Here is a 24,637-nt window from a genome sequence, read left to right on the forward strand (position 1 = left end):
AGGAAAGAAAAGATGCCTTTGCTTGAAATAAAGAATTTGCACGTCGAGTTCCCCACGCAGGGCGGCGTGCTGCATGCGGTCGACGGCGTGAGTCTCACGCTCGAAGAAGGCGAGGTGCTAGGCATCGTCGGCGAATCGGGCTCGGGCAAGAGCGTCACGATGATGGCGCTGATGGGCCTTGTCGGCTTTCCGGGCCGCGTGCGTGCGGACCACATGCGCTTTGCGGGCAAGGAACTGCTCGGCATTTCCGACAAGGCGCGCCGTGCGCTGGTCGGCAAGGAGGTCGCGATGATCTTCCAGGAGCCGACCACCAGCCTCAACCCCTGCTTCACCATCGGCTTCCAGCTGATGGAGACGCTGCGGCTGCACCTGAAGCTCGACAAGCGCGAGGCGAAGAAGCGCGCGACCGAGCTGCTCGAGCAGGTGGGCATCCCGGCCGCGTCGTCGCGCCTGGGCAGCTATCCGCACCAGCTCTCGGGCGGCATGAACCAGCGCGTGATGATCGCCATGGCCATCGCCTGCAACCCGCGCCTGCTGATCGCTGATGAGCCGACCACCGCACTCGACGTGACCATCCAGGCGCAGATCCTCGACCTTCTGCGCGACCTGCAGAAGGAGCGCGGCATGGCGCTGGTGCTCATCACGCACAACATGGGCGTGGTCAGCGAAATGGCGCAGCGCATTGCCGTGATGTACGCGGGGCAGGTGATGGAGCACCAGCGCGTCGACCGGCTCTTCGCGTCGCCGCAGCATCCGTACACCGAGGCGCTGCTTGCTGCGCTGCCCGAGCGCGCCGCGCCCGAGGGCCGGCTCGCCACCATCAGCGGCGTGGTGCCCGGCGTGCACGACCGGCCCGCGGGCTGCCTTTTCGCGCCGCGCTGCAGCTACGTGACCGAGCGCGCCTGCCAGGTGCGGCCCGCGCTGCGCGAGTGGCAGAGCGCCGAGGTGCGCTGCCACTTTCCGCTCGGCGAGCCGGGGCGCAAGGCGGCTATAGAGAGCGATCCGCCGAAGCAGCTGGCGGCCGAGGTGCTGTCATGAGCGAGAGCACATCGACTGAAGTGGTTGTCGAGGCGAACAACCTCCAGCGCACCTACGACATCCGCCGCGGGCTGTTCCGCGCGCCGTCGCACCTGCGCGCGGTGGGCGACATCTCGTTCCGCATCGAGCGCGGGTGCACGCTGGCCGTGGTCGGCGAATCGGGCTGCGGCAAGTCGACCCTGGCGCGCATGGTCGCGCTGATCGAGAAGCCCACGGCAGGCCAGCTCACGCTGATCGGCGCCGATGCGGTGAACCCGCCGCCAGAGCGCAAGCGCGAGTTGAGGCAGGCCGTGCAGCTGGTGTTCCAGAACCCGTACGGCTCGCTCAATCCGCGCAAGAAGATCTCGACGGTGCTCGAAGATCCGCTGGCCATCAACACCACCATGGGCAAGTCGGAGCGCGCCGCCAAGGCCCGCGACATGCTCGCGCGCGTGGGCCTGCGGCCCGAGTACGCCAACCGCTATCCGCACATGTTCTCGGGCGGCCAGCGCCAGCGCATCGCCATTGCGCGCGCGCTGATGCTGAGCCCGCGCCTGCTGGTGGCCGACGAGCCGGTGTCGGCGCTCGACGTGTCGATCCAGGCGCAGGTGCTGAACCTGCTGGCCGACCTGCAGGCCGAGCTCGGCCTGGCGTACCTCTTCATCTCGCACGACCTCGGCGTGGTGCGGCACATCGCGCACGACGTGCTCGTGATGTACCTCGGCCACGCGGTGGAGCAGGGTCCCAAGTCGCGCATCTTCGCGCGGCCGCTGCATCCGTACACGCAGGCGCTGCTGGCCTCGACGCCGGGCCTGAGCAGTCAGCGCATCGTGCTCAAGGGCGAGCTGCCGTCGCCGCTGAATCCGCCTTCGGGCTGCGTGTTCAGCACGCGCTGCCCGCACGTGGCACCGCGTTGCCACGAAGAGCGGCCGCTCCTGCGCATGCTCGACGAGCGGCTGGTGGCTTGCCACTTCTCCGAGAAGTTTCTCGACGGTGCGCCGCTCGTGCGCGCCGATGTTCCCTCCGCCGCCATCGCGATGGCGACGAACCCTTAACGTTCGCTTTTTCAACCGTGTCTCAAGGAGTCCACATGAAGACCCAGCCCACCGTTTCGCGCCGCTCACGAAGCCTGGCGCTCCTGGCACCGACAGCGCTTGCGGCCCTTACCCTGGCCTGTGGCGCAGTGTCTGCCAAGACGCTGGTGTATTGCTCGGAAGGCAGCCCCGAGAACTTCTACCCGGGGATGAACACCACCGGCACCTCGTTCGACGTGACCACGCAGGTCTACAACACCATCGTCGAGTTCGAGCGCGGCGGCACCAAGGTCGTGCCGGGCCTGGCCGAGAAGTGGGACATCTCCGCCGACGGCACGGTCTACACCTTCCACCTGCGCAAGGGCGTGAAGTGGCACACCACGAGCAAGAGCTTCAAGCCCACGCGCGACTTCAACGCCGACGACTTCATCTTCATGCTCGAGCGCCAGTGGAAGGAGAGCGATCCCTTCTTCAAGGTCACGAGCCAGAACCACTCCTACTTCAACGACATGGGCATGCCCAAGCTGCTGAAGACGGTGGACCGCATCGACGACTACACGGTGAAGATCGTGCTCAACCAGCCCGAGGCGCCGTTCCTCGCGAACCTGGCCATGCAGTACGCGGGCATCCAGTCGAAGGAATACGCCATTGCCATGCTGAAGGCCGGCACGCCCGAGAAGGTCGACCAGGACCCGATCGGCACCGGCCCCTTCTACCTCGTGCAGTACCAGAAGGACGCGATCATCCGCTTCAAGGCCTTCCCGCAGTACTGGGGCGGCAAGGCGAAGATCGACGACCTCGTGTTCGCCATCACGCCCGATGCCTCGGTGCGCTGGGCCAAGCTGCAAAAGGGCGAATGCCACGTCATGCCCTACCCGAACCCGGCCGACCTCGACGCGATCCGCAAGGACCCGAACGTGCAGCTTCTGGAGCAGCCCGGCCTGAACGTCGGCTACCTCTCGTACAACACCACGAAGAAGCCCTTCGACGATGTGCGCGTGCGCAAGGCCATCAACATGGCAATCAACAAGAAGGCCATCATCGACGGCGTGTACCTCTCGACCGGCGTGGCCGCGAAGAACCCGATCCCGCCGACCATGTGGTCCTACAACGATGCCGTGAAGGACGACCCGTACGATCCCGAAGCCGCCAAGAAGCTGCTGGCGCAGGCCGGCTTCCCCGACGGCTTCTCGACCGACCTGTGGGCCATGCCGGTGCAGCGCCCGTACAACCCGAACGCCAAGCGCATTGCCGAGCTGATGCAGGCAGACCTCGCCAAGATCAACGTCAAGGCCGAGATCAAGAGCTTCGAGTGGGGCGAGTACCGCAAGCGCCTGCAGGCTGGCGAGCACCAGATGGGCATGCTGGGCTGGACCGGCGACAACGGCGACCCGGACAACTTCATGTACACGCTGCTGGGCTGCGCCTCGGCCAAGTCGGCCAGCGGCAGCAACATTTCGAAGTTCTGCTACCAGCCGTATGAAGACCTTGTGGTGAAGGCCAAGAGCACGACCAAGCAGGCCGACCGCGACGCGCTCTACAAGAAGGCCCAGCTGATCTTCAAGGAGCAGGCGCCGTGGTTCACGATTGCGCATGCGGTGCAGCTGAAGCCGGTGCGCAAGGAAGTGGTCGACTTCAAGCTCAGCCCCTTCGGCCGCCACACCTTCTACGGCGTGGACATCAAGTAGCAGGTGGCTGCGCCCATCGCCATCGTCGCGGCAATGCACGAGGAGCTGAGTGCGCTCCTCGCGCAGATGCCCGACGAGCAACGCGTGCGCATCGCCGGGCGCGACTTCTGGGTCGGCCATCTGCATGGCCAGCCTGTGGTCGCGGTGCTGTCGCGCATCGGCAAGGTCGCGGCGGCAGTGACGGCCACGATGCTGCTCGAGCGATTTGCCGTCGGGGCCATCGTCTTCACCGGTGTCGCGGGCGGACTCGCGCCGAGCGTGAATGTCGGCGACGTGGTCGTTGCCAGGCAGTTGCTGCAGCACGACCTCGATGCCTCGCCCATCTTTCCGAAATACGAAGTGCCCTTGCTGGGCCTTTCGCGCTTCACGGCCGATGCTGCGATCAGCGACGCATTGGCGGGTGTGGCCGAAGTGACACTGCGTGATCCGCTGGCCCTGGTGGGGCAAGAGGCGGTCGACGAGTTCGGCCTCCAGTCGCCGAAGGTGCATCGCGGCCTGCTGGTGAGTGGAGATCGCTTCGTCTCGACCGCCGCCGAAAGCGAAGCGCTGCGCCTCAGCTTGCCCGACGCACTCGCGGTCGAGATGGAAGGCGCCGCGGTGGCGCAGGTTTGCCACGACTACGGCGTGCCATTCGCGGCCATGCGGACGATCTCGGATCGCGCGGACGATGAGGCGCATGGCGACTTCGCACGGTTCGTGGCCGAGGTCGCGAGCCGCTACAGCCTCGCGCTCGTGAACGCGTGGCTGGCCGGCCGGGACGCGAAAAGGGCCTGAGCTAAGGCGCGGCCCGCCGCCAATGCGGAAGGTCGCGAAGCAGGGGCGGGATGGACAGCACCAGCAGCAGGGCGGCCAGCGGCACGACGCAGACGAACCCCACGTGCTTGAAGCCGAGCGCGCCCACCGTTCCCCCAAGCACGAACATGCCGACCAGCCCGCCGCAGCGGCGCAACCTGCTGCGGTCGTGGCGCACCGGCAGGGGTGTCGACGGCATGCGCCGGTTCCAGTAGAGCATCTTGCCCAGCTCGATCCCCATGTCGGTGATGTTGCCGGTCATGTGGGTGGTGCGCGTGCTGCCGCCCGAGGTCTTCGACGCCACGGCGTTCTGCAGGCCCATGATGAACGACAGCAGCAGCACCGTGAGCGGCACCGCGAACGGCGTTGGCCAGGTCAGCGTGATGGCTCCCGCGAGTCCGAACGGAAACATCAGCGCGGCTTCCAGCAGCAGAGGCAGCGCATAGACGCCGTGCAGCCGGTGCTGCCGCGCCCAGTTCACCAGCACCGCGCATACTGCGGCGCCGCTCAGGAATGCCAGGATCGCGCCCAGCGCGTTCAGCAGCAGCGTGGCGTTGCCCAGCACCATGCCGTCCGCGAGCTGCGACGCGAAGCCGGTCATGTGCGAGGTGTACATGTGCAGCACAAGGAATCCGCCCGCGTTGACGGCCCCGGCATTGAAGGCCAGCAGCAGGCCGAGCGCGGTGTTGGTAGACGGCGCTCGATGGCGGTTGGTGAGGAAACGAAGTCTGCGCACGGTGGTCTCCCGGGGCGGCGTCGGTCGGCCCCGCAAGCGCTCAGTGTCGCACCCAGCGCCAGTCGGCGATCTCGGGCATGTCCTGCCCGTGCCGGGTGATGTAGGCCCGGTGCTCGAGCAGCCGGTCGCGCAGGTGCTGCTGCACGTGGCCCGCCGTGTCGCGGATGCGGGGCACGCGATCGATGGCGTCGGCTGCGAGGTGGAAGCGGTCGAGCCGGTTCAGCACCGTCATGTCGAAGGGCGTGGTGGTCGTGCCTTCTTCCAGGTAGCCGTGCACATGAAAGTTGCCGTGATTGCGCCGCTTGTAGGTCAGCCGGTGGACCAGGGCGGGATAGCCGTGAAAGGCGAAGATCACCGGTGCGTCGGTGCTGAAGATCGAGTCGAAGACCGCATCGGGCAGGCCGTGCGGATGCCCCGAGGGTGATTCGAGCGCCATCAGGTCGACCACGTTCACCACCCGCACCTTGAGGTCCGGCAGCAGCGTCCGCAGGAGGTCCACCGCCGCCATGGTCTCCAGCGTGGGCACGTCGCCGGCGCAGGCCATCACCACGTCGGGCGCCACGCCGTTGTCGTTGCTGGCCCAGTCCCAGATGCCCAGGCCCACGCTGCAGTGGCGCTCGGCCGCGGCGATGTCGAGCCACTGCGCCTCGGGCTGCTTGCCCGCCACGATCACGTTGACGTAGTTGCGGCTGCGCAGGCAATGGTCCGTCACCGACAGCAGCGTGTTGGCGTCGGGCGGCAGGTAGACCCGCACGACCTCGGCCTTCTTGTTGACGACGTGGTCGATGAAGCCCGGGTCCTGGTGGCTGAAGCCGTTGTGGTCCTGGCGCCAGACATGGCTGGTCAGCAGGTAGTTCAGCGACGCGACGGGGCGCCGCCAGGGGATGTTGCGCGTCACCTTCAGCCACTTCGCATGCTGGTTGAACATGGAGTCGACGATGTGGATGAAAGCCTCGTAGCACGAGAAGAAACCGTGCCGTCCGGTCAGCAGGTAGCCTTCGAGCCAGCCTTGGCAGAGGTGTTCGCTGAGCACTTCCATCACGCGGCCGTCGGGTGCCACGTGGTCGTCGCCCGGCAGGATCTCGGCGCTCGACATGCGGTCGGTCGCTTCGAAGACCGCGCCCAGGCGGTTCGACGTGGTCTCGTCCGGGCCCATGATCCGGAAATTGCGCTCGCCGGCGTTGAGCCGCATCACGTCGCGCAGGAACTCGCCGGTGACGCGCGTGGCCTCCGCGTCGACGGCGCCTGGCTTCGGCACCGCCACGGCGTAGTCGCGGAAGTCGGGCAGCTTGAGGTTCTTGAGCAGCAGGCCACCGTTGGTGTGCGGGTTCGCGCTCATGCGGCGCGTGCCTCGAGGCGCGAGGGCGGCGATGTCGGCGCGCAGGGCGCCGTCGGCATCGAACAGTTCTTCGGGGCGGTAGCTCTGCATCCATTCCTGCAGCAGCGCGATGTGGGCCGGCTTCTCGGCGAAGCCGGTCAGCGGCACCTGGTGCGCGCGCTGCGTGCCTTCGATGCGCACGCCGTCCACCGTCTTCGGCCCGGTCCAGCCCTTGGGCGAGCGCAGCACGATCATCGGCCAGCGATGCCGCTGTCCCAAGCCGTCCGAGCGCGCCTCCACCTGGATTGCACGGATCGCATCGAGCGAAGCGTCGAGTGCGTCCGCCATCAGGCCGTGCATCAGCGCGGGGTCGTCGCCCGACACGAAGCGCGGTTCGTAGCCGTGGCCGCGCATCAGCTGCGTGAGCTGCTCGTCGCCGATTCGCGCGAGCACGGTGGGGCCGGCGATCTTGTAGCCGTTGAGATGCAGGATCGGCAGCACCGCGCCGTCGCGCGCGGGGTTGAGGAACTTGTTGGAATGCCAGCTGGCCGCGAGCGCGCCGGTTTCGGCCTCGCCGTCGCCGATGACGCAGCAGGCCAGCAGTTCGGGGTTGTCGAACACCGCGCCGTACGCATGCAGCAGCGAATAGCCGAGCTCGCCGCCCTCATGGATCGACCCCGGCGTTTCCGGCGACACATGGCTCGGGATGCCGCCCGGAAACGAGAACTGCGTGAACAGCCGCTTCAGGCCTTCGGTGTCGCGCGAGATGTGCGGGTAGACCTCGGTGTAGGTGCCTTCGAGGTAGGTGCTGGCCACCACGCCCGGCCCGCCGTGGCCGGGGCCGGCGATGAAGATGGCATCGAGGTCGCGCGCGTTGATGGCGCGGTTCATGTGGGCGTAGATGAAGTTGAGCCCCGGCGTGGTTCCCCAGTGCCCGAGCAGGCGCGGCTTGATGTGCTCGAGGGCCAGCGGCTCCCGCAGCAGCGGGTTGCCCATCAGGTAGATCTGTCCCGCGGACAGGTAGTTGGCGGCGCGCCACCAGGCGTCGAGCAACGCGAAGCGCGCGGGGATGGCAGGGGAGGGGGAATGTGGCATGGGGACGGCTCCGATGGACCGAAGCGGCGCCGGCCATCGAACCATCATGCGGCGCGCATGCGCACCGCCCTGTCAGGAAAGCGCCCGTGAGGCTGCGCGCGCCGGCGCGCCCCGCTCAGGCTACTTGAGCCAGCCGCGCCGGCGGAAGTACCACATCGGCACCAGCGCGCTCGCCGCCATCAGCACGATGGCATACGGATAGCCCATGGCCCAGTCGAGCTCCGGCATGAACTTGAAGTTCATGCCGTAGATGCTCGCGATCAGCGTGGGCGGCAGCAGCGCGACGCTGGCCACCGAGAAGATCTTGATGGTCTTGTTCTGGTTGATGTTGATGAAACCGACGGTCGCATCCATCAGGAAGTTGATCTTGTCGAACAGGAAGGCCGTGTGGTTGTCGAGCGATTCGATGTCGCGCAGGATCTGCCGGGCTTCCTCGAACTGCTCGGCGTTGAGCATCTTGCTGCGCATCATGAAGCTGACCGCGCGGCGCGTGTCCATCACGTTGCGGCGGATGCGGCCGTTCAAGTCTTCCTGCCGCGCGATGGCGCCGAGCACTTCGCCGGCCAGCTCGTCGCTGACGTTGCCCGAGAGCACCTTCTTGCCGGCCACTTCGAGCTCGTCGTAGATGTTCTCCAGCGTGTCGGCCGAGTACTCGGCGTCGGCGTCGAAGAGCTTGAGCATCACTTCCTTGGCGTCTTCGATCAGCCCCGGTGCGCGGCGCGCGCGCATGCGCAGCAGGCGGAACACGGGCACGTCTTCGTCGTGGATCGAGAACAGCACGCCGCGGCTGCGCAGGTCGGTGTTGTGCTGGTTGAGGATGAAGGCCACGCGCACGGTGCGCGGGTCTTCGTCGTCGTCGATCAAGAAGTCGGAGCGGATGTGCAGCTCACCGTTGTCTTCTTCGTAGAAGCGGGCCGACTCCTCGATGTCCTCGTCCATCGCGTCTTCGGGAATGGACAGGCCGTAGTACTGCTTGATCCAGCGCTTTTCTTCGAGCGTGGGTGACTCGAGGTCGACCCAGATCGGCTGGAACTTGGAGAGCTCTTCGAGCGCCTCGATTTCTTCCTGAACGAGGCGGCCGTTGGCGAGCGTGAAGATGTTGAGCATTGGCTCACTCCCGGGAATGACTGAACGATGGGCGAGGGAGGGGCGCTTTCAATTCCCGGGCCCGACGTGCGCTAAGAAAAACGCGTCAGTGAAAGGGAGTTGAAAGCTGCCGAGACGGGGCGGTTTCCATTGGGAAGAATCTCCGGTTGCAGCGAGGCGCGATTATGTCACCGGCCACATGGCAGCACGGTGGCTGGACTGGACGGGCATACAGTAAAGTCGTGCCCATGCAGACCGCTGCGCTCCCCGTTTTTTCCGCTGCCGCGAAGACCCAGGCCGAGCGCCTGGCCGACGCGCTGGCCACGCTCAACGACGCGCAGCGCGCGGCGGTCGAACACGGGGTGGGAGCAGCCATTGCCGAACGCGACGAGCGGCCGCTGCTCGTCATTGCCGGCGCCGGTTCGGGCAAGACCAGCACGCTGGCGCACCGTGTCGCACACCTCATTGCCGGCGGTGTCGATCCGCAGCGCCTGCTGTTGCTGACCTTCTCTCGCCGTGCCGCGCAAGAGATGGAGCGCCGCGCAGGCCAGGTGCTGGCACGTGTGCTCGGCCTGAAGTCCGAAGCCCCGCCCGCGCTGCCTTGGGCCGGCACCTTCCACGGCATTGGCGCGCGGCTGTTGCGCGAGTACGCGCCGCAGATCGGGCTCGACGAGAACTTCACCATCCACGACCGCGGCGATGCCGAAGACCTGATGGGGCTGGTGCGTCACGAGCAGGGCCTGTCTTCCACCGTCAATCGTTTTCCGCGCAAGGGCACCTGCCTGTCGATCTACTCGCGCTGCGTGAACACGCGCGCGCCGCTGGCCGATGTGCTGAAAGAGGCCTTTCCCTGGTGCGGTGAATGGGAGGCCGAACTGAAGAAGCTGTTCGGCGCCTACGTAGAGGCCAAGCAGCGGCAGAACGTGCTCGACTACGACGACCTGCTGCTCTACTGGGCCGAGATGGCCGCAGAGCCCGCGCTGGCTGCGCACATCGGTGAGCGCTTCGACCACGTGCTGGTCGACGAGTACCAGGACACCAACCTGCTGCAGGCTTCGATCCTGCTCGCGATCAAGCCCGACGGGCGCGGTGTGACAGTGGTGGGCGATGACGCGCAGTCGATCTATTCCTTTCGCGGCGCGACGGTGCGCAACATCCTCGACTTTCCGTCGCAGTTCACGCAGGCCGCGCGCGTGGTCACGCTGGAGCGCAACTACCGTTCGACGCAGCCGATCCTCGATGTCTCGAACCGCGTGATCGCGCATGCGGCCGAGCGGCATGCCAAGACGCTGTGGACCGACAAGCCCTCGGCCGGCAAACCGCTGCTGGTGCTCGTGCCCGACGAAGCGGGGCAGGCGCGCTGGGTGGCCGACAAGGTGCTGGCGCACCGCGAGGGCGGGCTCGCGCTGAAGTCGCAGGCGGTGCTGTTCCGCACTTCGACGCACAGCGCGGCGCTCGAACTCGAACTGGCGCGGCGCAACATCCCGTTCGTGAAGTTCGGCGGGCTCAAGTTTCTCGAGGCCTCGCACGTGAAGGACCTGCTCGCGGTGCTGCGCTTTGCGCAGAACCCGCGCGGGCGCATGGCGGGCTTTCGCGTGACGCAGCTGATCCCCGGCATCGGCCCTGTCACGGGCGCGCGCCTGCTCGATGCGATGGACCAGGCGGCCGACCCCGCCGCAGCGGTGCGCGACTTCGTGCCGCCTTCCGCGGCACGCGCGCAGTGGGTCGACTTTGCCGAGGCCTACGCCGCCTTGCGCGCACCCTCGCTGAAGTGGCCGGCCGATGTCGAGCTGGCGATGGACTGGTATCTGCCGCATCTGGAGCGGCTGTATGAAGACACCTCCGGCGTGCGGCGCGCAGACGTGGAGCAACTGGCGCGACTCGCGGCCGGGTATGCCTCGCGCGAACGCTTCCTCACCGAACTCACGCTCGACCCGCCCGAAGCCACCAGTGACCGTCCGGGCCCGCCGCTGCTCGACGAGGACTACCTGATCCTCTCGACCATCCATTCGGCCAAGGGGCAGGAGTGGAATTCGGTGCACGTGCTCAACGTGGTCGACGGCTGCCTGCCGGCCGACGTGGCGCAGAGCGCGCACGAGCTGGAAGAGGAGCGCCGGCTGCTGTACGTGGCAATGACCCGGGCGCGCGACCACCTGCACCTGCTGATACCGCAGCGCTTCCACATCACGCAGCAAGCGGCGCGCGGCGACCGGCACTTGTATGCCAACCGCACGCGCTTCATCGCCGATGCCGATCTCGAAGGCTTCGAGCAGCAGACCTGGCCGCCTCCGCCGGTACGCCCGCCGGCCGTGCCGCCGCCGAGCGCGGTGATCGACCTGCGCAACCGGATGCGCGCGGCCTGGCGCTGAATCGCTGAGCGGGCTGCTGGCCCTTCCGGTGGCAGGGTCACACGTGGACCGGGGCTGAAACATTTGTTCTCGAAGCGCTGCATCGCCTGCCCCGCGAGCGCCAGCTGCTATTGATTCGCTAGCGTGTGAAAAGCTGCGCACGAAGCCGCAAAACCCCGGGCAACTCAGGTATTGCAATACCGTGACAGCTTGGGCATAGTGAATCGACCCACCCCTCTTTCCTCTTCTTCCCTTCCTCCCGTTCCCCCTCTCAAAACTCCCGTTTTTCGCCGGCCACGCTGCATTCCGTAGCGCGGTCATTTCCCCAACCGTCAATTCCAGGAGGTCATTCATGAATTTGACGATCAGCGGTCATCACCTCGACGTCACCCCTGCCTTGCGCACCTACGTCACGAGCAAGCTGGACCGGATCACCCGACATTTCGACCAGGTTGTCGATGTGAAGGTGATCCTCACGGTGGAAAAGCAGAAGGAAAAGGAACGCCGCCAAAGGGCGGAGTGCAACATTCACGTCAAGGGCAATGACATGTTCGCGGAGTCGAGCCACGCTGATCTCTACGCTGCGGTCGATGAACTGGTCGACAAGCTCGACCGCCAGGTGGTGCGCCACAAGGATCGTCTGCAGGACCACCATCACGCGGCGCCCAAGCGCGTGATGTAAGAGCCCCCGGCTCGCATCAAGGCCGCCTTCGGGCGGCTTTTTGTTTTCCGACTGTTGCGGTAGGGCTTTGGCAAGCCCCCAGAGGGAAGTACGAGGCCTCAGGACAACATGTAGACAGAAAGTAAATAGGGGGACTGGGGGTTTTTACCAAGCGGGTGCATAATCGCCCCCGCTCTGCACCCACCATGAATCGCCTCGCGTCCATCCTGCCGCCCGCTCAAGTGCTTGTGAGCGTTGACGCTACTAGCAAGAAACGTGCTTTCGAAGAAGCCGGCCTGCTGTTCGAAAGCCTTCACGGTCTGGGCCGTGCCCTCATCACCGACAGCCTGTTTGCCCGCGAGCGCCTCGGCTCCACCGGTTTGGGCCACGGCGTTGCCATTCCGCATGGCCGCATCAAGGGCCTCAAGGCGCCGATGGCCGCGGTGTTCCAGCTGGCCAACCCCATCGGCTTCGACGCACCCGACGAGCAACCCGTCGCGCTGCTGATCTTCCTGCTGGTGCCCGAAGCGGCCACGCAGAAGCACCTCGAAATCCTCTCTGAAATCGCCGAACTGCTGAGCGACGCCAGCCTGCGCGAACAGATCAAGTCCAGCACCGACGCTTCTGCATTGCACGGCCTCATTGCCGGCTGGCAGTCGACCCAAGTCGCCTGAGCGCATGTGTCGGCGCGTGCGGCTGCTGATAAGCTGCGCGGCACTTCTTCCCGTCACTCATCCAATGCCGGCGCCGGGCGCCGTCTCCTGAACGCATGAAGCCGACCGTCATCAGCGCCGATGCCATGTTCGAGGAGTTCCGCGGTTCGCTCCGCTGGGAATGGCTCGCGGGGCTCGGTGCTTCAGAGCGCCAGTTCGACCCCGAAGTCATCAGCCGCGCCCAGTCGGCGGCCGACCTTGTTGGCTATCTCAACTACATCCACCCATATCGCGTGCAGATCCTCGGCGCCCGCGAGGTGGCCTACCTGACGCGCGGCAGCGAGGAAGACTGCGCGCGGCGCATCGCCCGCATCGTCACGCTGGAGCCGCCGATGCTGGTGCTGGCCGACGGCCAGGCTGCGCCCGACGAGCTGCTGTCGATCTGCGAGCGCGCCCAGCTGCCGCTGTTCGCCACGCGCGAGTCGTCGGCCTTCGTGATCGACCTGCTGCGCGCCTACCTGTCCAAGCACTTTGCCGAGCGCACCTCGATGCACGGCGTGTTCATGGACATCCTGGGCATGGGCGTGATGATCACGGGCGAGTCGGGCCTGGGCAAGAGCGAGCTGGGACTGGAGCTGATCTCGCGCGGCAATGGCCTTGTGGCCGACGATGCGGTCGACCTGTTCCGCATCAACCAGAACACCATCGAAGGCCGCTGCCCCGACCTGCTGCTGAACCTGCTCGAAGTGCGCGGCATCGGCCTGCTGGACATCCGCGCGATCTTCGGCGAGACGGCGGTGCGCCGGAAGATGCGGCTGAAGCTCATCGTGCACCTCGTGCGGCGCGACAGCTTCGAGCGCGACTACGAGCGCATGCCTTCGGCGCCGCTCACGCAGGACGTGCTGGGCATCCCGGTGCGCAAGGTCATCATCCAGGTGGTGGCGGGGCGCAATATCGCCGTGCTGGTGGAAGCGGCGGTGCGCAATTCGATCCTGCAGCTGCGCGGCATCGACACGTACGCCGACTTCGTGGCGCGCCACCACAAGGCGATGGAAAACTCCCGCGACGGGGACTGAAAACGAGGGAGACGGATCAGCGCTTCTTTGCGCAGTCTCCGCACAGGCCGTAGAGCGACATGGCGTGGTCCTGCAGGATCCAGCCCTTGTCCTTGGCGATCATCTGCTGGCGGCGTTCGATCTCGGCGTCGTAGAACTCCTCGACCTTGCCGCAGGAGGTGCAGATCAGGTGGTCGTGGTGCGTGCCTTCGTTCAGCTCGTATACGGCCTTGCCGCTTTCGAAGTGGCTGCGCTCGAGGATGCCGGCCTGCTCGAACTGCGTCAGCACCCGGTAGACGGTGGCCAGGCCGATGTCGGAATGTTCGTTCAGCAGCACGCGAAACACGTCTTCCGCCGTCATGTGCCGTTGGCTGCCGGTCTGGAAGATCTCGAGGATCTTCAGGCGCGGTAGAGTGGCCTTGAGGCCGGTGTTCTTCAGTTCGTCGATGTTGGCCATGTTGGTTCCTGCGCCCTGGGGCTGCGGCAAAAAGGCCCCGAAAAAGGCCAGCCGCTACAATGGCCGATCATATCGCTACCCCCTTTTTCCTCCCATGCCTGCCATTCTCCAACGCCGTCCCTGGCTGCTGGTTGCTGCCGTTGCCGCAACGCTCTGCCTTGGTGCCTGCAGCGGTTTCAGCGATCGCACGCGTGGCGCGCTGGCCGCTGTTACACCTTACAAAGTCGAAGTGGTGCAGGGCAATTTCGTGTCGAAGGAACAAGTCGCGGCGCTCAAGCCGGGCATGTCGCGCCAGCAGGTGCGTGAAATCCTCGGTACCTCGCTGCTGAACGACGTATTCCACGCCAACCGCTGGGACTACGTGTTCACGATCCGCCGCCAGGGCGTCGATCCGCAGGAGCGCCACCTGACCGTGTTCTTCAATGGCGAGCTCTTGGACCGCTTCGAGGGCGATGAAATGCCCAGCGAAGAGGAATTCGTCGCCACGCTCGACACCCGCAAGAAATCGGGCAAGGTGCCGACGCTCGAGGCCTCGGAAGACGAGCTCAAGAAATTCGCACCCGCCAAGGACGATAAAAAAGCCGACGCCGCCGCAGGCACGTCGGCCTCCCTGCCGCCGCTGCCGGCCGCCTACCCCCCGCTCGAAGCCGCGCGCTGAGCGCAGCACAAGCAGCAGCGGGCGGCGCCCGCCGAGTCAGGCGGCGTCCGTCCCGTGTCCATGCATGCCATTGGCCGTTTCGAAATTTCGAAGACTGAATCCGCGTGACTGAATCCACCACCACTCCTTCCAGTTCCTCCACTGCGCCGCGCCGTGTCGCCGTCGCCGGGGCGTCGGGCCGCATGGGCCACATGCTGATCGAGGCCGTGCGCAACGCGCCCGACCTGCGACTGGCCGGCGCACTCGACATCGCGGGCAGCCCGGCCCTCGGCACCGATGCCGGCGCCTTCCTGGGCTTCGACAGCGGCGTGTCCATCGTGTCCGACCTGCGCGCCGGCCTGAAGGACGCGCAGGTGCTCATCGACTTCACCCGCCCCGAAGGCACGCTCGCGCACCTCGCGGTCTGCCGCGAACTTGGCGTGCAGGCCGTCATCGGCACCACCGGCTTCAGCGACGAGCAGAAGGCCGAGATCGCCGAGATTGCGAAAGACATCGCGATCATGATGGCGCCCAACATGAGCGTGGGCGTCAACGTCACCTTCAAGCTGCTCGAAATGGCGGCCAAGGCCATGTCGACGGGCTACGACATCGAAATCATCGAGGCGCACCACCGCCACAAGGTCGACGCGCCCTCGGGCACCGCGCTCAAGATGGGCGAAGTGATTGCCGATGCGCTGGGCCGCGACCTCAAGGACTGCGCCGTGTACGCCCGCGAAGGCATCACCGGCGAGCGCGACCCTTCCACCATCGGCTTCTCGGCCATCCGCGGCGGCGACATCGTGGGCGACCACACCGTGCTGTTCGCGGGCACCGGCGAGCGCATCGAGATCACCCACAAGTCGTCGAGCCGCACCACCTACGCCCAGGGCAGCCTGCGCGCGGTGCGCTTCCTGGCCGAACAGCGCGCCGGCTTGTTCGACATGTACGACGTGCTGGGCTTGCGCTAACCAAAAGGACCGCCGATGAGCGTGCTCGATCTGCTGACCCATGGCGACGGCGTCAGCCGTTCGGTGGCGGCGCTGCTGCTGGCGATGTCGATCGCGAGCTGGGTCATCATTCTCTGGAAGGCGTGGCTGCTGCGCGGCGGCACGCGCGACGTGCTGCGCAGCATCGCGGCGTTCTGGCAGTCGTCCACCCTGGCCGACGCCGAGCAGAAGCTCAAGGCCTTCGACCGCGCGACGCTCGTGTCGCCCGCCGTGTCGGCCATCAAGAGCGTGGCCGCCGGTGCGCCGGCCGGCACGCTGGGCGCCACGGTCGACCGCAACCAGCGGCTCACGCGCGTGCTGCGCGACGCCCTGCACGGCGCGCTGCGCCGGCTGCAGGCGGGGCAGATCCTGCTCGCCACGGTCGGCGCCACCGCGCCCTTCGTCGGATTGCTGGGCACGGTCTGGGGCATCTACGGCGCGTTGACGGGCATTGCCGGCCAGACCGGCGGCTTCACCATCGACAAGGTGGCCGGACCGGTCGGCGAGGCGCTGATCATGACGGCCTTCGGCCTGGCCGTGGCTATTCCGGCCGTGCTGGCCTACAACGTCTTCGGCCGCGTCATCGGCCGCATCGAGGCCGAGCTCGAAGGCTTCGCGCACGACCTGCTGGGCAGCTTCGGCACCCCGCCGGAGCCCGCTGCGCCGCCGCCCGCGCGGCCAATGCCGGTCTGAGCACTCAGCACGATGGCCTTCGGTCGCACTTCACTGGGTAGCAGCGCCGGCGGCGGTGGACGTGCCATGGGAGCGGGCGCGCAGCGGCCGCTGTCCGACATCAACGTCACGCCGCTGGTCGACGTGATGCTGGTGCTGCTGGTGATCTTCATCATCACCGCGCCGCTGATGGCCAGCTCGATCAAGCTCGACCTGCCGCAGACCGACGCTGGCCAGCCCAACGACGCGCCCAAGTTCGTGAGCCTGTCCGTCGATGCCTCGGGCAAGGTCTTCCTGAACGACCAGGCCGTGACCGACGAAGAACTGGCCACCCGCCTCGAAAAGGCCGCTGCCGACAGCAAGGACACCGAAGTGCAACTGCGCGCCGACCAGACCGTGCCTTACGGCAAGGTGGTGGCGCTGATGGGCATCGCGAACAAGGCCGGGCTGAGCCGCATCGGCTTTGTGACCGAGGCCGAGCCGCCGAAGAAGCCCGGAAGCTAGGCTAGCCCAGCACCACGGGCTTGGTGTGCCAGATCTCATGCGCGTACTGCGCAATCGTGCGGTCCGACGAGAACGCACCCATACCCGCCACATTGAGAATCGCCATCCGCGTCCACGCATCCGAGTCGCGGTACAGCGCATCGACTTCGGCCTGTTTGGCCACGTAGCTCGCGTAGTCGGCCAGCAGCAAATAGTGGTCGCCCCAGTTCACCAGCGCGTCGTAGATGCCCTGGTAGCGCGCCGGTTCGCCTGCTGAAAACGCGCCGTCGCGGATCGCGTCGAGCACGCGCTTGAGCTCGGCGTTCTCTTCGTAGATTTCGCGCGGCTGGTAGCCCCGTGCACGGATGTCGGCCACTTCGGGCGTGGTGTTGCCGAAGATGAAGATGTTTTCCGGTCCCACGTTCTCGCGCATTTCCACATTCGCGCCGTCCAGCGTGCCGATGGTGAGCGCGCCGTTGAGCGCGAACTTCATGTTCCCGGTGCCCGAGGCCTCGGTGCCCGCCGTGGAAATCTGCTCCGACAGGTCGGCCGCCGGCATGATGATCTCGGCCAGGCTCACGCTGTAGTTCGGCAGGAACACCACCTTCAGCAGCTTGCCCACGCGCGCGTCGGCGTTGATGGTGCTCGCCACGTCGTTGATGAGCCGGATGACGAGCTTGGCCATCGCGTACGCCGAAGCCGCCTTGCCCGCGAACACCACCACGCGCGGCACGATGTCGATCGGCCCACCCGCCGCCTGCGCGTCGAGGATGCGGTGGTAGCGCGCCACCACGTGCAGCACGTTGAGCAGTTGCCGCTTGTATTCGTGGATGCGCTTGACCTGCACGTCGAACATCGCGTCGGTATCGATGTCGAGCTTCAGGTGCTGCTCGACCCAGTTGGCCAGCCGCAGCTTGTTCTCGCGCTTGGCATGGCGGAATGCGCGCACGAAGGCCGGTTGCGCGGCCATGGGCTTGAGTGCCTCGAGCTGCGACAGGTCGCGCCGCCAGCCCTTGCCGATGCGCTGGTCGAGCAGCGCCGCCAGCGGCGGGTTGGCCTGCGCCAGCCAGCGGCGCGGCGTGACGCCGTTGGTCTTGTTGTTGAAGCGCTCGGGAAAGATCTTCGCGAAATCCGAGAAGATCGACTGCTTCATCAGCTCCGAGTGCAGCCCCGACACGCCGTTGATCGAGTGGCTGGCTAGCACCGCCACGTAGGCCATGCGCACGCGCCGCTCGCCGGCCTCGTCGACCAGCGACAGCCTGCGCATCAGCTCCACGTCGTTGCCGACCTTCTGCGTCACGGTGGCGAGAAACTTCGCGTTGATGTCGTAGATGATCTGCAGGTGCCGCGGCAGGATGCGCCCCAGCATTTCCACCGGCCAGGTTTCCAGTGCCTCGTGCATCAGTGTGTGGTTTGTGTAGCTGAACACCTTCTGCGTGTGCGCCCAGGCCACGTCCCACGCGAGGCCGTGTTCGTCGAGCAAGAGGCGCATGAGCTCGGGCACCGCCAGCACGGGGTGCGTGTCGTTCAGGTGGATGCTGACTTTTTCGGACAGCTGGTCGAAGGTCTTGTGGTTGCGCAGGTAGCGGCGCAGCAGGTCTTGCACGCTGGCGCTGCAGAAAAAATACTCCTGGTGCAGCCGCAGCTCGCGGCCCGAGGGCGTGGAGTCGTCGGGGTAGAGCACGCGCGAGACGTTCTCCGACTGGTTCTTGCTCTCGACCGCGCCCATGTAGTTGCCGCGATTGAAGGCCGAGAGGTCGATTTCCTCGGTGGCGCGCGCCGACCACAGCCGCAGCGTGTTGGTGGCCTGCGTGCCGTAGCCCGGGATGATGGTGTCGTAGGCCACGGCCAGCACGTCGTGCGTGTCGACCCAGTCGGCCGCGCCGTAGGGGGCGTTGGTGCCCTCGCGCTTTTGCACGTGGCCGCCGAAGCGCACGCGGTAGTTCACTTCGGGCCGCTGGAATTCCCACGGGTTGCCGCGCGTGAGCCAGTAGTCGGGCGTCTCGACCTGTTGGCCGTCGACGATGCGCTGGCGGAACATGCCGTATTCGTAGCGGATGCCGTAGCCCATGCCCGGCACGCCGAGCGTGGCCATCGAGTCGAGGAAGCAGGCTGCGAGCCGGCCCAGGCCGCCGTTGCCCAGCGCAGCGTCGGGCTCGCGCTCGGCCAGCGCGTCCATGTCGACGCCGAAGTCGGCCAGTGCCTCGCGCACCGTGTCGTAGAGGTCCACGGCCAGCAGCGCATTGGTGAAGGTGCGCCCGATGAGGAATTCCATCGACAGGTAGTAGACGCGCTTGAGGTCCTGCGCGTAGTTGGCGCGCGTGGTCATCATCCAGCGCTCGACCAGCTGGTCGCGCACCGCCTGCGAGGTGGCGTTGAGCCAGTCGTCCTGGCTGGCGGCGACCGGGTCCTTGCCGACCGCGTAGATCAGCTTGTTGGCCACCGCGCGCTTGAAGGCCGCGACGTCGCGGTCGGGGTGGTCATAGGCGAAGTCTTTGATCGTCATGGGCGCCCTTGTTGCGTGGAAGTTGTTGTGGTGGTCAGGCACGCGGCTGTTCGAGCGCCTGCCGGTAGACATCGATGTACTGCGCGGCCGCAGTGGCCCAGTCGGCCGGCCGCCGCATGGCGTTGCCGCGTACGCGCCGCCAGTCGGGCGCACGCTCGTAGAGCGCGAAGGCGCGGCGCACGGCGCGTTCGTAGTCGGCGACCTCGAAGCTGTCGAACACGAAGCCGGTGGCTTCGCCGCTGGCCATGTCTTCGAGCGAGCTGTCGACCACCGTGTCGGCCAGCCCGCCGACGCGGCGCACTAACGGCAGGCTGCCGTACTTGAGGCCGTACATCTGCGTGAGGCCACAGGGCTCGAAGAGCGAAGGCACCAGCGTCACGTCGCCCGCGCCGAACATCTGGTGCGCCAGCGTCTCGTTGTAGCCGATGGTGACGCCGACCGATTGCGGCGTGGCAGCCGCGCGCTGCCGGAAGGCTTCCTCCAGCCAGGTCTCGCCGCTGCCCAGCAGCGCCAGCTGGCCGCCCTGGGCGAGCAGCGCATCGAGCCCGCCCAGCACCAGGTGCAGGCCCTTCTGCTCGGTGAGCCGGCTCACGAGAATGAAGAGCGGCGCATCCGGCCGCTCGGCCAGCCCCAGCTGATGCTGCAGCACCGACTTGCAGCGCGCCTTGCCGGCCATGTGGCGGCCTTCGGGCGTGTGATAGCCCTGCATCAGCGCGGCGTCGGTCGCCGGGTTCCAGACCTTGTCGTCGACCGCGTTGAGGATGCCGCTGAGCACCCCGCTGCGCTGGCGCAGCAGGCCGTCGAGTCCGCAGCCCTGCTCGGGCGTCTGGATTTCGAGCGCGTAGGTCGGGCTGACCGTGGTGAGCCGGTCGGCGAAGTACAGGCCCCCCTTCATGAACGAGACCTGGCCGTGGTATTCGAGCCCGTTCATCTGGAACGCAGCGCCGGGCAAGCCGAGCTCGGTGAAGTTCCAGGGCGCGAAGATGCCCTGGTAGGCCAGGTTGTGCACGGTGAAGACGCTGCCTACGTGAGGGCCGCCGGCCTGCCGCGCGAAGTGCAGGTAGGCCGGCGCGAGCGCGGCGTGCCAGTCGTGCGCGTGTACCACCTCCGGCCGCCACTGCGGATCGAGCCCTTGCGCCAGTTGCGCCGCGGCCCAGCCGAGCAAGGCGAACCGGCGGTGGTTGTCGCCGTAGGGCTGGCGCGAGGTGTCTTCGTAAGGATTGCCGGGCCGGCCGTAGAGCGCCGGTGCGTCGATCACGTAGGCCGGGATGCCGGGCGCCCCGTCGATGTCGATGTGCCCCAGGCGCAGCCCGAAGCGCTCGCCCCAGGGCGCATTGAAACCGTCCACAGGCGCCAGGTCGCGCACGCCCGCCACGATGGCCGGAAAGCCCGGCAGCAGCACGCGCGCGTCCTCGCCTTCGGCCATGAGCGCCAGGGGCAGGGCGCCGGCGATATCCGCCAGGCCGCCGGTCTTGAGGAGGGGAAAGAGTTCGGCGCTGACCTGGAGGATTCGCATCGTGGGGCGTTGTGGCCTCAGGCGGCCAGTCGTTTGAGCATCTCGCGTGTCACGAGCACCACGCCGTTCTCGGTACGCTCGAAGCGGGCGGCGTCGGCCGCGGCATCTTCGCCGATCACCATGTCGTCGGGTATGACGCAGGCGCGGTCGATCACCACCCGGTTGAGCCGGGCGCCGCGGCCGACTTCCACGTCGGGCAGCAGCACGGCCTCGTTGATCTCGCAGAAGGAATGGATGCGCACGCCCGAGAACAGCACCGAGCTGCTGACTTTGGAGCCCGAGACGATGCAGCCGCCCGAGACGATGGTGTTGACCGTCATGCCGTGCTGGCCGTGCCGGTCGAGCACGAACTTGGCCGGTGGCAGCTGCCGCTGGTAGGTCCAGATGGGCCAGTCCGTGTCATAGATGTCGAGCTCCGGGGTGATGGAGGCCAGATCGAGGTTGGCTGCCCAGAATGCATCAATCGTGCCCACGTCGCGCCAGTAGGCCTTGGCGTCGGGTCCGCGCGAGGCCCGCGTGACGCACGACATGCCGAAAGGATGGGCCAGCGCGCGGCCCTGGGCCACGGCGCGGGGAATGATGTCCTTGCCGAAATCGTGGCTCGAATCGGGGTTGGCGCTGTCTTCTTCGAGCAGCTGGTAGAGGTACTCGGAGTCGAACACGTAGATGCCCATGCTCGCCAGCGCCACGTCGGGGTGGCCGGGCATGGCGGGCGGATCGGCGGGCTTTTCCAGGAAGGCAGTGATCTGGCGGCCGTCGTCGATGGCCATCACGCCGAAGGCCGTGGCTTCCATGCGCGGCACCTCGATGCAGCCGACCGTGCAGCCCAGGCCGTGCTCGGCGTGGTCCTTCACCATGATCGAGTAGTCCATCTTGTAGATGTGGTCGCCGGCAAGTACCACCACGTAGTCGTGCTTGGTCGAGCGGGTCTGGATGATGTCGAGGTTCTGGAACACCGCATCGGCCGTGCCGCGGTACCAGTGCTCGTCGCCCACGCGCTGCTGCGCGGGCAGCACGTCGACCATCTCGTTGAGCTCGGCGCGCAAGAAGCTCCAGCCGCGCTGCAGGTGGCGCATGAGCGAGTGCGACTTGTACTGCGTGACCACCGCCATGCGCCGGATGCCCGAGTTCAGGCAGTTGGACAGCGCGAAATCGATGATGCGGAACTTGCCGCCGAAGTACACGGCCGGCTTGGCGCGCCGGTCGGTCAGCTGCTTGAGGCGGGAGCCGCGCCCGCCGGCCAGCACCAGGGCGATGGTGCGGCGTACCAGTTGATGGGCCTGCAGCTCCTGCTGCGGGTGCGCTTGCGGTGTGAGGTTGTCCATCCTGTGTCTCCGTTCGTTCGTCTATTCGCTTGTTGGAATTCGTCGTCAGAGTTTCTGCATCGAGACTAGCACCGCGCCGCGCGCCTGGCTCCTACGTTCTTGCAATCCCGATGCTCGAAAAAGGCACTTGTGCCTTGTCGCCGAGCGGTTGGCCCATCTCGCCCGGGTCGTGCCCGGGGTCGGTGGAAAGGCTCAGGCGCCACGTGCCCGCGGGCAGCGTGAAAGACACGGGCTGCGGACCTGCGTTCACCATCACCAGCCACGCGCTGCTGTTGTCGTCGGTGCCATCGCCGAAGAGGATTGCAAGGGCCGTGCCCGTGCTGTTCCAGTCGGCGGGCGTCATCGGTTCGCCGTCGGGGCGCAGCCACCGGATGCCCGATGGCGTGCCCTGCGGCGCTTCGGCCGGCCACCAGCGGGTGCTGCGCAGGGCCGGGGCCTCCCGGCGCAAGGCGGCCAGGCGCGCCACGAAGGCGCTCATGCGGGCGGCGTCGCTGCCGGGGGCGGACGCGCCGATCCATGCGAGCCAGGTGGTTTCGTTGTCCTGGCAGTAGGCGTTGTTGTTGCCCTGCTGGCTGTGGCCGAGCTCGTCGCCGGCCAGCAGCATGGGCGTGCCCTGGGACAGCATCAGCGTGGCGAGTAGCGCGCGCTGCAGGCGGGTGCGCAAGGCCAGCACGGCGGGGTTGTCGCTCGGGCCCTCGACGCCGCAGTTGTTGCTCATGTTGTGGCCGTGGCCGTCGCGGTTGTCCTCGCCGTTGGCGAGGTTGTGGCGCTCGTTGTAGCTCACGAGGTCGCGCAGCGTGAAGCCGTCGTGCGCGGTGACGAAGTTGACGCTCGCGGTCGGTGCGCGGCCGTTGTGCGCAAACTGGGTGCTGGAGGCGGTGAAGCGATGGGCGAAGTCGCCGAGGCTCGCCTTGTCGTCGTGGTCCTGCCGCAGCCAGAAGCCGCGCTGCGTGTCGCGGTAGCGGTCGTTCCATTCGAGCCAGCCGGGCGGGAACTCGCCCAGGCGATAGCCGCCCGGGCCGATGTCCCATGGCTCGGCAATGAGCAGCGTGCGCGAGAGCACCGGGTCCTGGGCGATGGCGGCGAAGAAGGGCGCGCGCGCATCGAACCCCCGTTGTGCATCGCGTCCGAGCACCGGGGCGAGATCGAAGCGGAAGCCGTCCACGCCCATCTCGCAGGCCCAGAAGCGCAGGCTGTCCATCACCAGCTGCAGCACGCGCGGCTCGCCGAGGTTGAGGCAGTTGCCGCAACCGGTCCAGTTCTCGTAGAGGGCGCGGTCGTCGGGGCGCAGGTGGTAGTAAAGGGCGTTGTCGATGCCGCGCAGCGAGAGCGTGGGGCCGAGCTCGTCGGTTTCGGCGCTGTGGTTGTAGACGACGTCGATCACCAGTTCCATGCCGCGCGCGTGGATGTCGTCGGCCATGGCGCGGAATTCGCCGGCGGGGGTGGTGCCGGGGCGGCCGCTCCAGTAGCGGGCTTCGGGGGCGAACCAGCCGATGGTGGTGTAGCCCCAGTAGTTGCTCAGGCCCATGTGCTGCAGGCGCTGCTCGTCTGCTCGGTGCTGAACGGGCATGAGGCTCAGGGTTGTGATGCCCAGGGCCTGGAGGTGGTCAAGTACGGCGGGTTCCGCCAGGCCGGCGTAGGTACCTCTCAGGGCTGCGGGGACGGCGGGGTGGAGCTTTGTCTGGCCTTTTACGTGCAGCTCGTAGAGGACTCGGTCGCCTGCTGCGATGCGAGCGTGGCCGGGAGTGGCTGCTGGTGCCGGACTGGGTGCAGCTACCCGGGCCTTGAGGGCGACTGCGGCGTTGTCTCGGGTGTCTCTTTTGTCTGGATTCGCTGGGTCGTGGCCCAGGAGGATGTCGCTGCCGTCGTAGTTGCCCACGATCTCTTTGGCGTAGGGATCGAGCAGGAGCTTGGCTGGGTTGAAGCGGGTTCCCTCTTGAGGGGACCAGGGGCCGTGGACTCGGTAGCCGTAGACCAGGCCTGGAGATGCGCTGGGGATGTGGCCGTGCCAGATGCCGTTTGTTTGTGCTGGCAGTTTCAGGCGTTGTTGTTCGTTTTTGCCTGTGGTGTCGAAGATGCAGAGTTCTACTGCTTCTGCTGTCGGGGCTGCCAGGGCGAAGTTCACGCCTTGTGGTGAAGGTGTTGCGCCCAAGGGGAAGGGGGTGCCTGGGCTCAGCATTTGGCTGGCCTTTGGGTGGGTTTGCTTTCCGAGGCCGGGACTCGCCCCGGCGGGCGAGCTACTTTCTTTTGCTTCGCCAAAAGAAAGTAGCCAAAGAAAAGGCGACCCCACTGTCTGCGACCCCTTCGCTTTGCGAAGGGGCAACCTGTGGTGCTCGCGTTTCGCGGGGTCTCGCCCAAACTCGCTTCGCTCAGACAAGGGCGAGCCCTGATCCGCGAAACGCTGCGCTCCTCGGCGCAGCCAGAGGGGAGGGGAGACGGAACGGGCCTTTGCTTCGCTCGGCCTGGTATTGGCTGTTGGATGTTCGGGGGCCGAGCGAAGCGATGGCCCGCTGGGTTCCCCAATCCCTTCTGGCTGCGCCGAGGAGCGCAGACGTAGACGGGATCAGGGCCG

The 24,637-nt window shown here is 66.8% G+C and carries 20 protein-coding genes; 12 read left to right on the top strand and 8 right to left on the bottom strand.

Annotation, left to right across the window (positions count from 1 at the left end):
- The first annotated feature begins 12 nt into the window (after window positions 1-12).
- The 4 genes from ACN9MV_RS02655 to ACN9MV_RS02670 are packed head-to-tail and all read left to right on the top strand — an operon-like array spanning window position 13 to window position 4,513.
- The gene (locus ACN9MV_RS02655; protein WP_093053967.1) at window positions 13-1,038 is read left to right on the top strand and encodes an ABC transporter ATP-binding protein; all 1,026 of its coding nucleotides are present in this window, start codon (window positions 13-15) and stop codon (window positions 1,036-1,038) included.
- Window positions 1,035-2,072, top strand: coding sequence for a dipeptide ABC transporter ATP-binding protein (locus tag ACN9MV_RS02660; RefSeq protein WP_426391233.1), 1,038 nt, complete (start codon window positions 1,035-1,037; stop codon window positions 2,070-2,072). The genes ACN9MV_RS02655 and ACN9MV_RS02660 overlap by 4 nt, the downstream gene beginning before the upstream one ends.
- Window positions 2,073-2,107: 35 nt before the next feature.
- Entirely contained in the window at window positions 2,108-3,739 is a 1,632-nt protein-coding gene (locus ACN9MV_RS02665) for an ABC transporter substrate-binding protein (protein WP_093076939.1), read from the top strand.
- Window positions 3,740-3,742: 3 nt separating this feature from the next.
- Entirely contained in the window at window positions 3,743-4,513 is a 771-nt protein-coding gene (locus tag ACN9MV_RS02670) for a 5'-methylthioadenosine/adenosylhomocysteine nucleosidase (RefSeq protein WP_426391234.1), read from the top strand.
- A gap of 1 nt (window position 4,514) precedes the next feature.
- On the opposite strand, the gene ACN9MV_RS02675 is transcribed toward ACN9MV_RS02670, so the two are convergent.
- From ACN9MV_RS02675 to corA, 3 genes are all read right to left on the bottom strand, one after another.
- Window positions 4,515-5,267 carry a YoaK family protein gene (locus tag ACN9MV_RS02675; RefSeq protein WP_426391235.1) on the bottom strand — a complete coding sequence of 251 codons (753 nt, stop codon included), beginning with the start codon at window positions 5,265-5,267 and terminating at the stop codon, window positions 4,515-4,517.
- A 40-nt stretch (window positions 5,268-5,307) separates the two neighbouring features.
- A complete protein-coding gene (locus ACN9MV_RS02680; RefSeq protein ID WP_426391236.1) occupies window positions 5,308-7,680 on the bottom strand; it encodes a phosphoketolase family protein in 2,373 nt (790 codons plus the stop codon).
- A gap of 120 nt (window positions 7,681-7,800) precedes the next feature.
- Window positions 7,801-8,787, bottom strand: a complete 987-nt coding sequence (gene corA, locus ACN9MV_RS02685) for a magnesium/cobalt transporter CorA (RefSeq protein WP_093053979.1) — start codon at window positions 8,785-8,787, stop codon at window positions 7,801-7,803.
- 227 nt (window positions 8,788-9,014) lie between these two features.
- Here corA and ACN9MV_RS02690 point away from each other — a divergent pair, with 227 nt between their 5' ends.
- The 4 genes from ACN9MV_RS02690 to hprK all read left to right on the top strand — a co-directional run bounded on the left by ACN9MV_RS02690 (window position 9,015) and on the right by hprK (window position 13,504).
- Window positions 9,015-11,135, top strand: coding sequence for an ATP-dependent helicase (locus ACN9MV_RS02690; protein ID WP_426391237.1), 2,121 nt, complete (start codon window positions 9,015-9,017; stop codon window positions 11,133-11,135).
- Between the two features lie 331 nt (window positions 11,136-11,466).
- A complete protein-coding gene (hpf, locus tag ACN9MV_RS02695; protein ID WP_056515121.1) occupies window positions 11,467-11,796 on the top strand; it encodes a ribosome hibernation-promoting factor, HPF/YfiA family in 330 nt (109 codons plus the stop codon).
- Window positions 11,797-11,981: 185 nt separating this feature from the next.
- Window positions 11,982-12,449, top strand: coding sequence for a PTS sugar transporter subunit IIA (locus tag ACN9MV_RS02700; RefSeq protein ID WP_093053983.1), 468 nt, complete (start codon window positions 11,982-11,984; stop codon window positions 12,447-12,449).
- Between the two features lie 95 nt (window positions 12,450-12,544).
- On the top strand, window positions 12,545-13,504 hold the full coding sequence (gene hprK / locus ACN9MV_RS02705; RefSeq protein WP_093053985.1) for an HPr(Ser) kinase/phosphatase: 960 nt from the start codon (window positions 12,545-12,547) through the stop codon (window positions 13,502-13,504).
- Window positions 13,505-13,520: 16 nt separating this feature from the next.
- Here the strand turns inward: hprK and fur are convergent, their stop codons facing one another.
- Window positions 13,521-13,940 carry a ferric iron uptake transcriptional regulator gene (gene fur, locus ACN9MV_RS02710; protein ID WP_019655576.1) on the bottom strand — a complete coding sequence of 140 codons (420 nt, stop codon included), beginning with the start codon at window positions 13,938-13,940 and terminating at the stop codon, window positions 13,521-13,523.
- Between the two features lie 94 nt (window positions 13,941-14,034).
- Between fur and ACN9MV_RS02715 the strand changes: the two genes are divergently transcribed.
- From ACN9MV_RS02715 to ACN9MV_RS02730, 4 genes are all read left to right on the top strand, one after another.
- A complete protein-coding gene (locus tag ACN9MV_RS02715) occupies window positions 14,035-14,598 on the top strand; it encodes an outer membrane protein assembly factor BamE (RefSeq protein WP_093053987.1) in 564 nt (187 codons plus the stop codon).
- Window positions 14,599-14,780: 182 nt separating this feature from the next.
- The gene (gene dapB, locus ACN9MV_RS02720) at window positions 14,781-15,545 is read left to right on the top strand and encodes a 4-hydroxy-tetrahydrodipicolinate reductase (RefSeq protein WP_426393140.1); all 765 of its coding nucleotides are present in this window, start codon (window positions 14,781-14,783) and stop codon (window positions 15,543-15,545) included.
- Window positions 15,546-15,560: 15 nt separating this feature from the next.
- The gene (locus tag ACN9MV_RS02725) at window positions 15,561-16,256 is read left to right on the top strand and encodes a MotA/TolQ/ExbB proton channel family protein (protein ID WP_093053991.1); all 696 of its coding nucleotides are present in this window, start codon (window positions 15,561-15,563) and stop codon (window positions 16,254-16,256) included.
- A gap of 12 nt (window positions 16,257-16,268) precedes the next feature.
- The gene (locus ACN9MV_RS02730) at window positions 16,269-16,739 is read left to right on the top strand and encodes an ExbD/TolR family protein (protein WP_354337146.1); all 471 of its coding nucleotides are present in this window, start codon (window positions 16,269-16,271) and stop codon (window positions 16,737-16,739) included.
- Window position 16,740: 1 nt separating this feature from the next.
- Here the strand turns inward: ACN9MV_RS02730 and ACN9MV_RS02735 are convergent, their stop codons facing one another.
- From ACN9MV_RS02735 to glgX, 4 genes are all read right to left on the bottom strand, one after another.
- Complete coding sequence (locus ACN9MV_RS02735) at window positions 16,741-19,224, bottom strand: glycogen/starch/alpha-glucan phosphorylase (RefSeq protein ID WP_093053995.1); 2,484 nt, start codon at window positions 19,222-19,224, stop codon at window positions 16,741-16,743.
- A gap of 34 nt (window positions 19,225-19,258) precedes the next feature.
- Window positions 19,259-20,740: a glycogen synthase GlgA gene (gene glgA / locus ACN9MV_RS02740; RefSeq protein WP_093076951.1), complete on the bottom strand. Its 1,482-nt coding sequence runs from the start codon at window positions 20,738-20,740 to the stop codon at window positions 19,259-19,261.
- A 17-nt stretch (window positions 20,741-20,757) separates the two neighbouring features.
- Entirely contained in the window at window positions 20,758-22,065 is a 1,308-nt protein-coding gene (glgC, locus tag ACN9MV_RS02745) for a glucose-1-phosphate adenylyltransferase (protein WP_426391238.1), read from the bottom strand.
- A 91-nt stretch (window positions 22,066-22,156) separates the two neighbouring features.
- Window positions 22,157-24,244: a glycogen debranching protein GlgX gene (gene glgX, locus ACN9MV_RS02750; protein WP_426391239.1), complete on the bottom strand. Its 2,088-nt coding sequence runs from the start codon at window positions 24,242-24,244 to the stop codon at window positions 22,157-22,159.
- Between the last annotated feature and the right edge of the window lie 393 nt (window positions 24,245-24,637).

This window comes from Variovorax sp. R-27 (assembly GCF_049913215.1).
Lineage (GTDB): Bacteria > Pseudomonadota > Gammaproteobacteria > Burkholderiales > Burkholderiaceae_C > Variovorax.

Coding starts and splice junctions, on each gene's coding strand:
- ACN9MV_RS02655 (WP_093053967.1), top strand. CDS start 13: ATGCCTTTGCTTGAAATAAAGAATTTGCACGTCGAGTTCCCCACGCAG.
- ACN9MV_RS02660 (WP_426391233.1), top strand. CDS start 1,035: ATGAGCGAGAGCACATCGACTGAAGTGGTTGTCGAGGCGAACAACCTC.
- ACN9MV_RS02665 (WP_093076939.1), top strand. CDS start 2,108: ATGAAGACCCAGCCCACCGTTTCGCGCCGCTCACGAAGCCTGGCGCTC.
- ACN9MV_RS02680 (WP_426391236.1), bottom strand. CDS start 7,680: ATGCCACATTCCCCCTCCCCTGCCATCCCCGCGCGCTTCGCGTTGCTC.
- corA (WP_093053979.1), bottom strand. CDS start 8,787: ATGCTCAACATCTTCACGCTCGCCAACGGCCGCCTCGTTCAGGAAGAA.
- ACN9MV_RS02690 (WP_426391237.1), top strand. CDS start 9,015: ATGCAGACCGCTGCGCTCCCCGTTTTTTCCGCTGCCGCGAAGACCCAG.
- hpf (WP_056515121.1), top strand. CDS start 11,467: ATGAATTTGACGATCAGCGGTCATCACCTCGACGTCACCCCTGCCTTG.
- ACN9MV_RS02700 (WP_093053983.1), top strand. CDS start 11,982: ATGAATCGCCTCGCGTCCATCCTGCCGCCCGCTCAAGTGCTTGTGAGC.
- hprK (WP_093053985.1), top strand. CDS start 12,545: ATGAAGCCGACCGTCATCAGCGCCGATGCCATGTTCGAGGAGTTCCGC.
- fur (WP_019655576.1), bottom strand. CDS start 13,940: ATGGCCAACATCGACGAACTGAAGAACACCGGCCTCAAGGCCACTCTA.
- ACN9MV_RS02715 (WP_093053987.1), top strand. CDS start 14,035: ATGCCTGCCATTCTCCAACGCCGTCCCTGGCTGCTGGTTGCTGCCGTT.
- dapB (WP_426393140.1), top strand. CDS start 14,781: ATGGGCCACATGCTGATCGAGGCCGTGCGCAACGCGCCCGACCTGCGA.
- ACN9MV_RS02725 (WP_093053991.1), top strand. CDS start 15,561: ATGAGCGTGCTCGATCTGCTGACCCATGGCGACGGCGTCAGCCGTTCG.
- ACN9MV_RS02730 (WP_354337146.1), top strand. CDS start 16,269: ATGGCCTTCGGTCGCACTTCACTGGGTAGCAGCGCCGGCGGCGGTGGA.
- ACN9MV_RS02735 (WP_093053995.1), bottom strand. CDS start 19,224: ATGACGATCAAAGACTTCGCCTATGACCACCCCGACCGCGACGTCGCG.
- glgA (WP_093076951.1), bottom strand. CDS start 20,740: ATGCGAATCCTCCAGGTCAGCGCCGAACTCTTTCCCCTCCTCAAGACC.
- glgC (WP_426391238.1), bottom strand. CDS start 22,065: ATGGACAACCTCACACCGCAAGCGCACCCGCAGCAGGAGCTGCAGGCC.
- glgX (WP_426391239.1), bottom strand. CDS start 24,244: ATGCTGAGCCCAGGCACCCCCTTCCCCTTGGGCGCAACACCTTCACCA.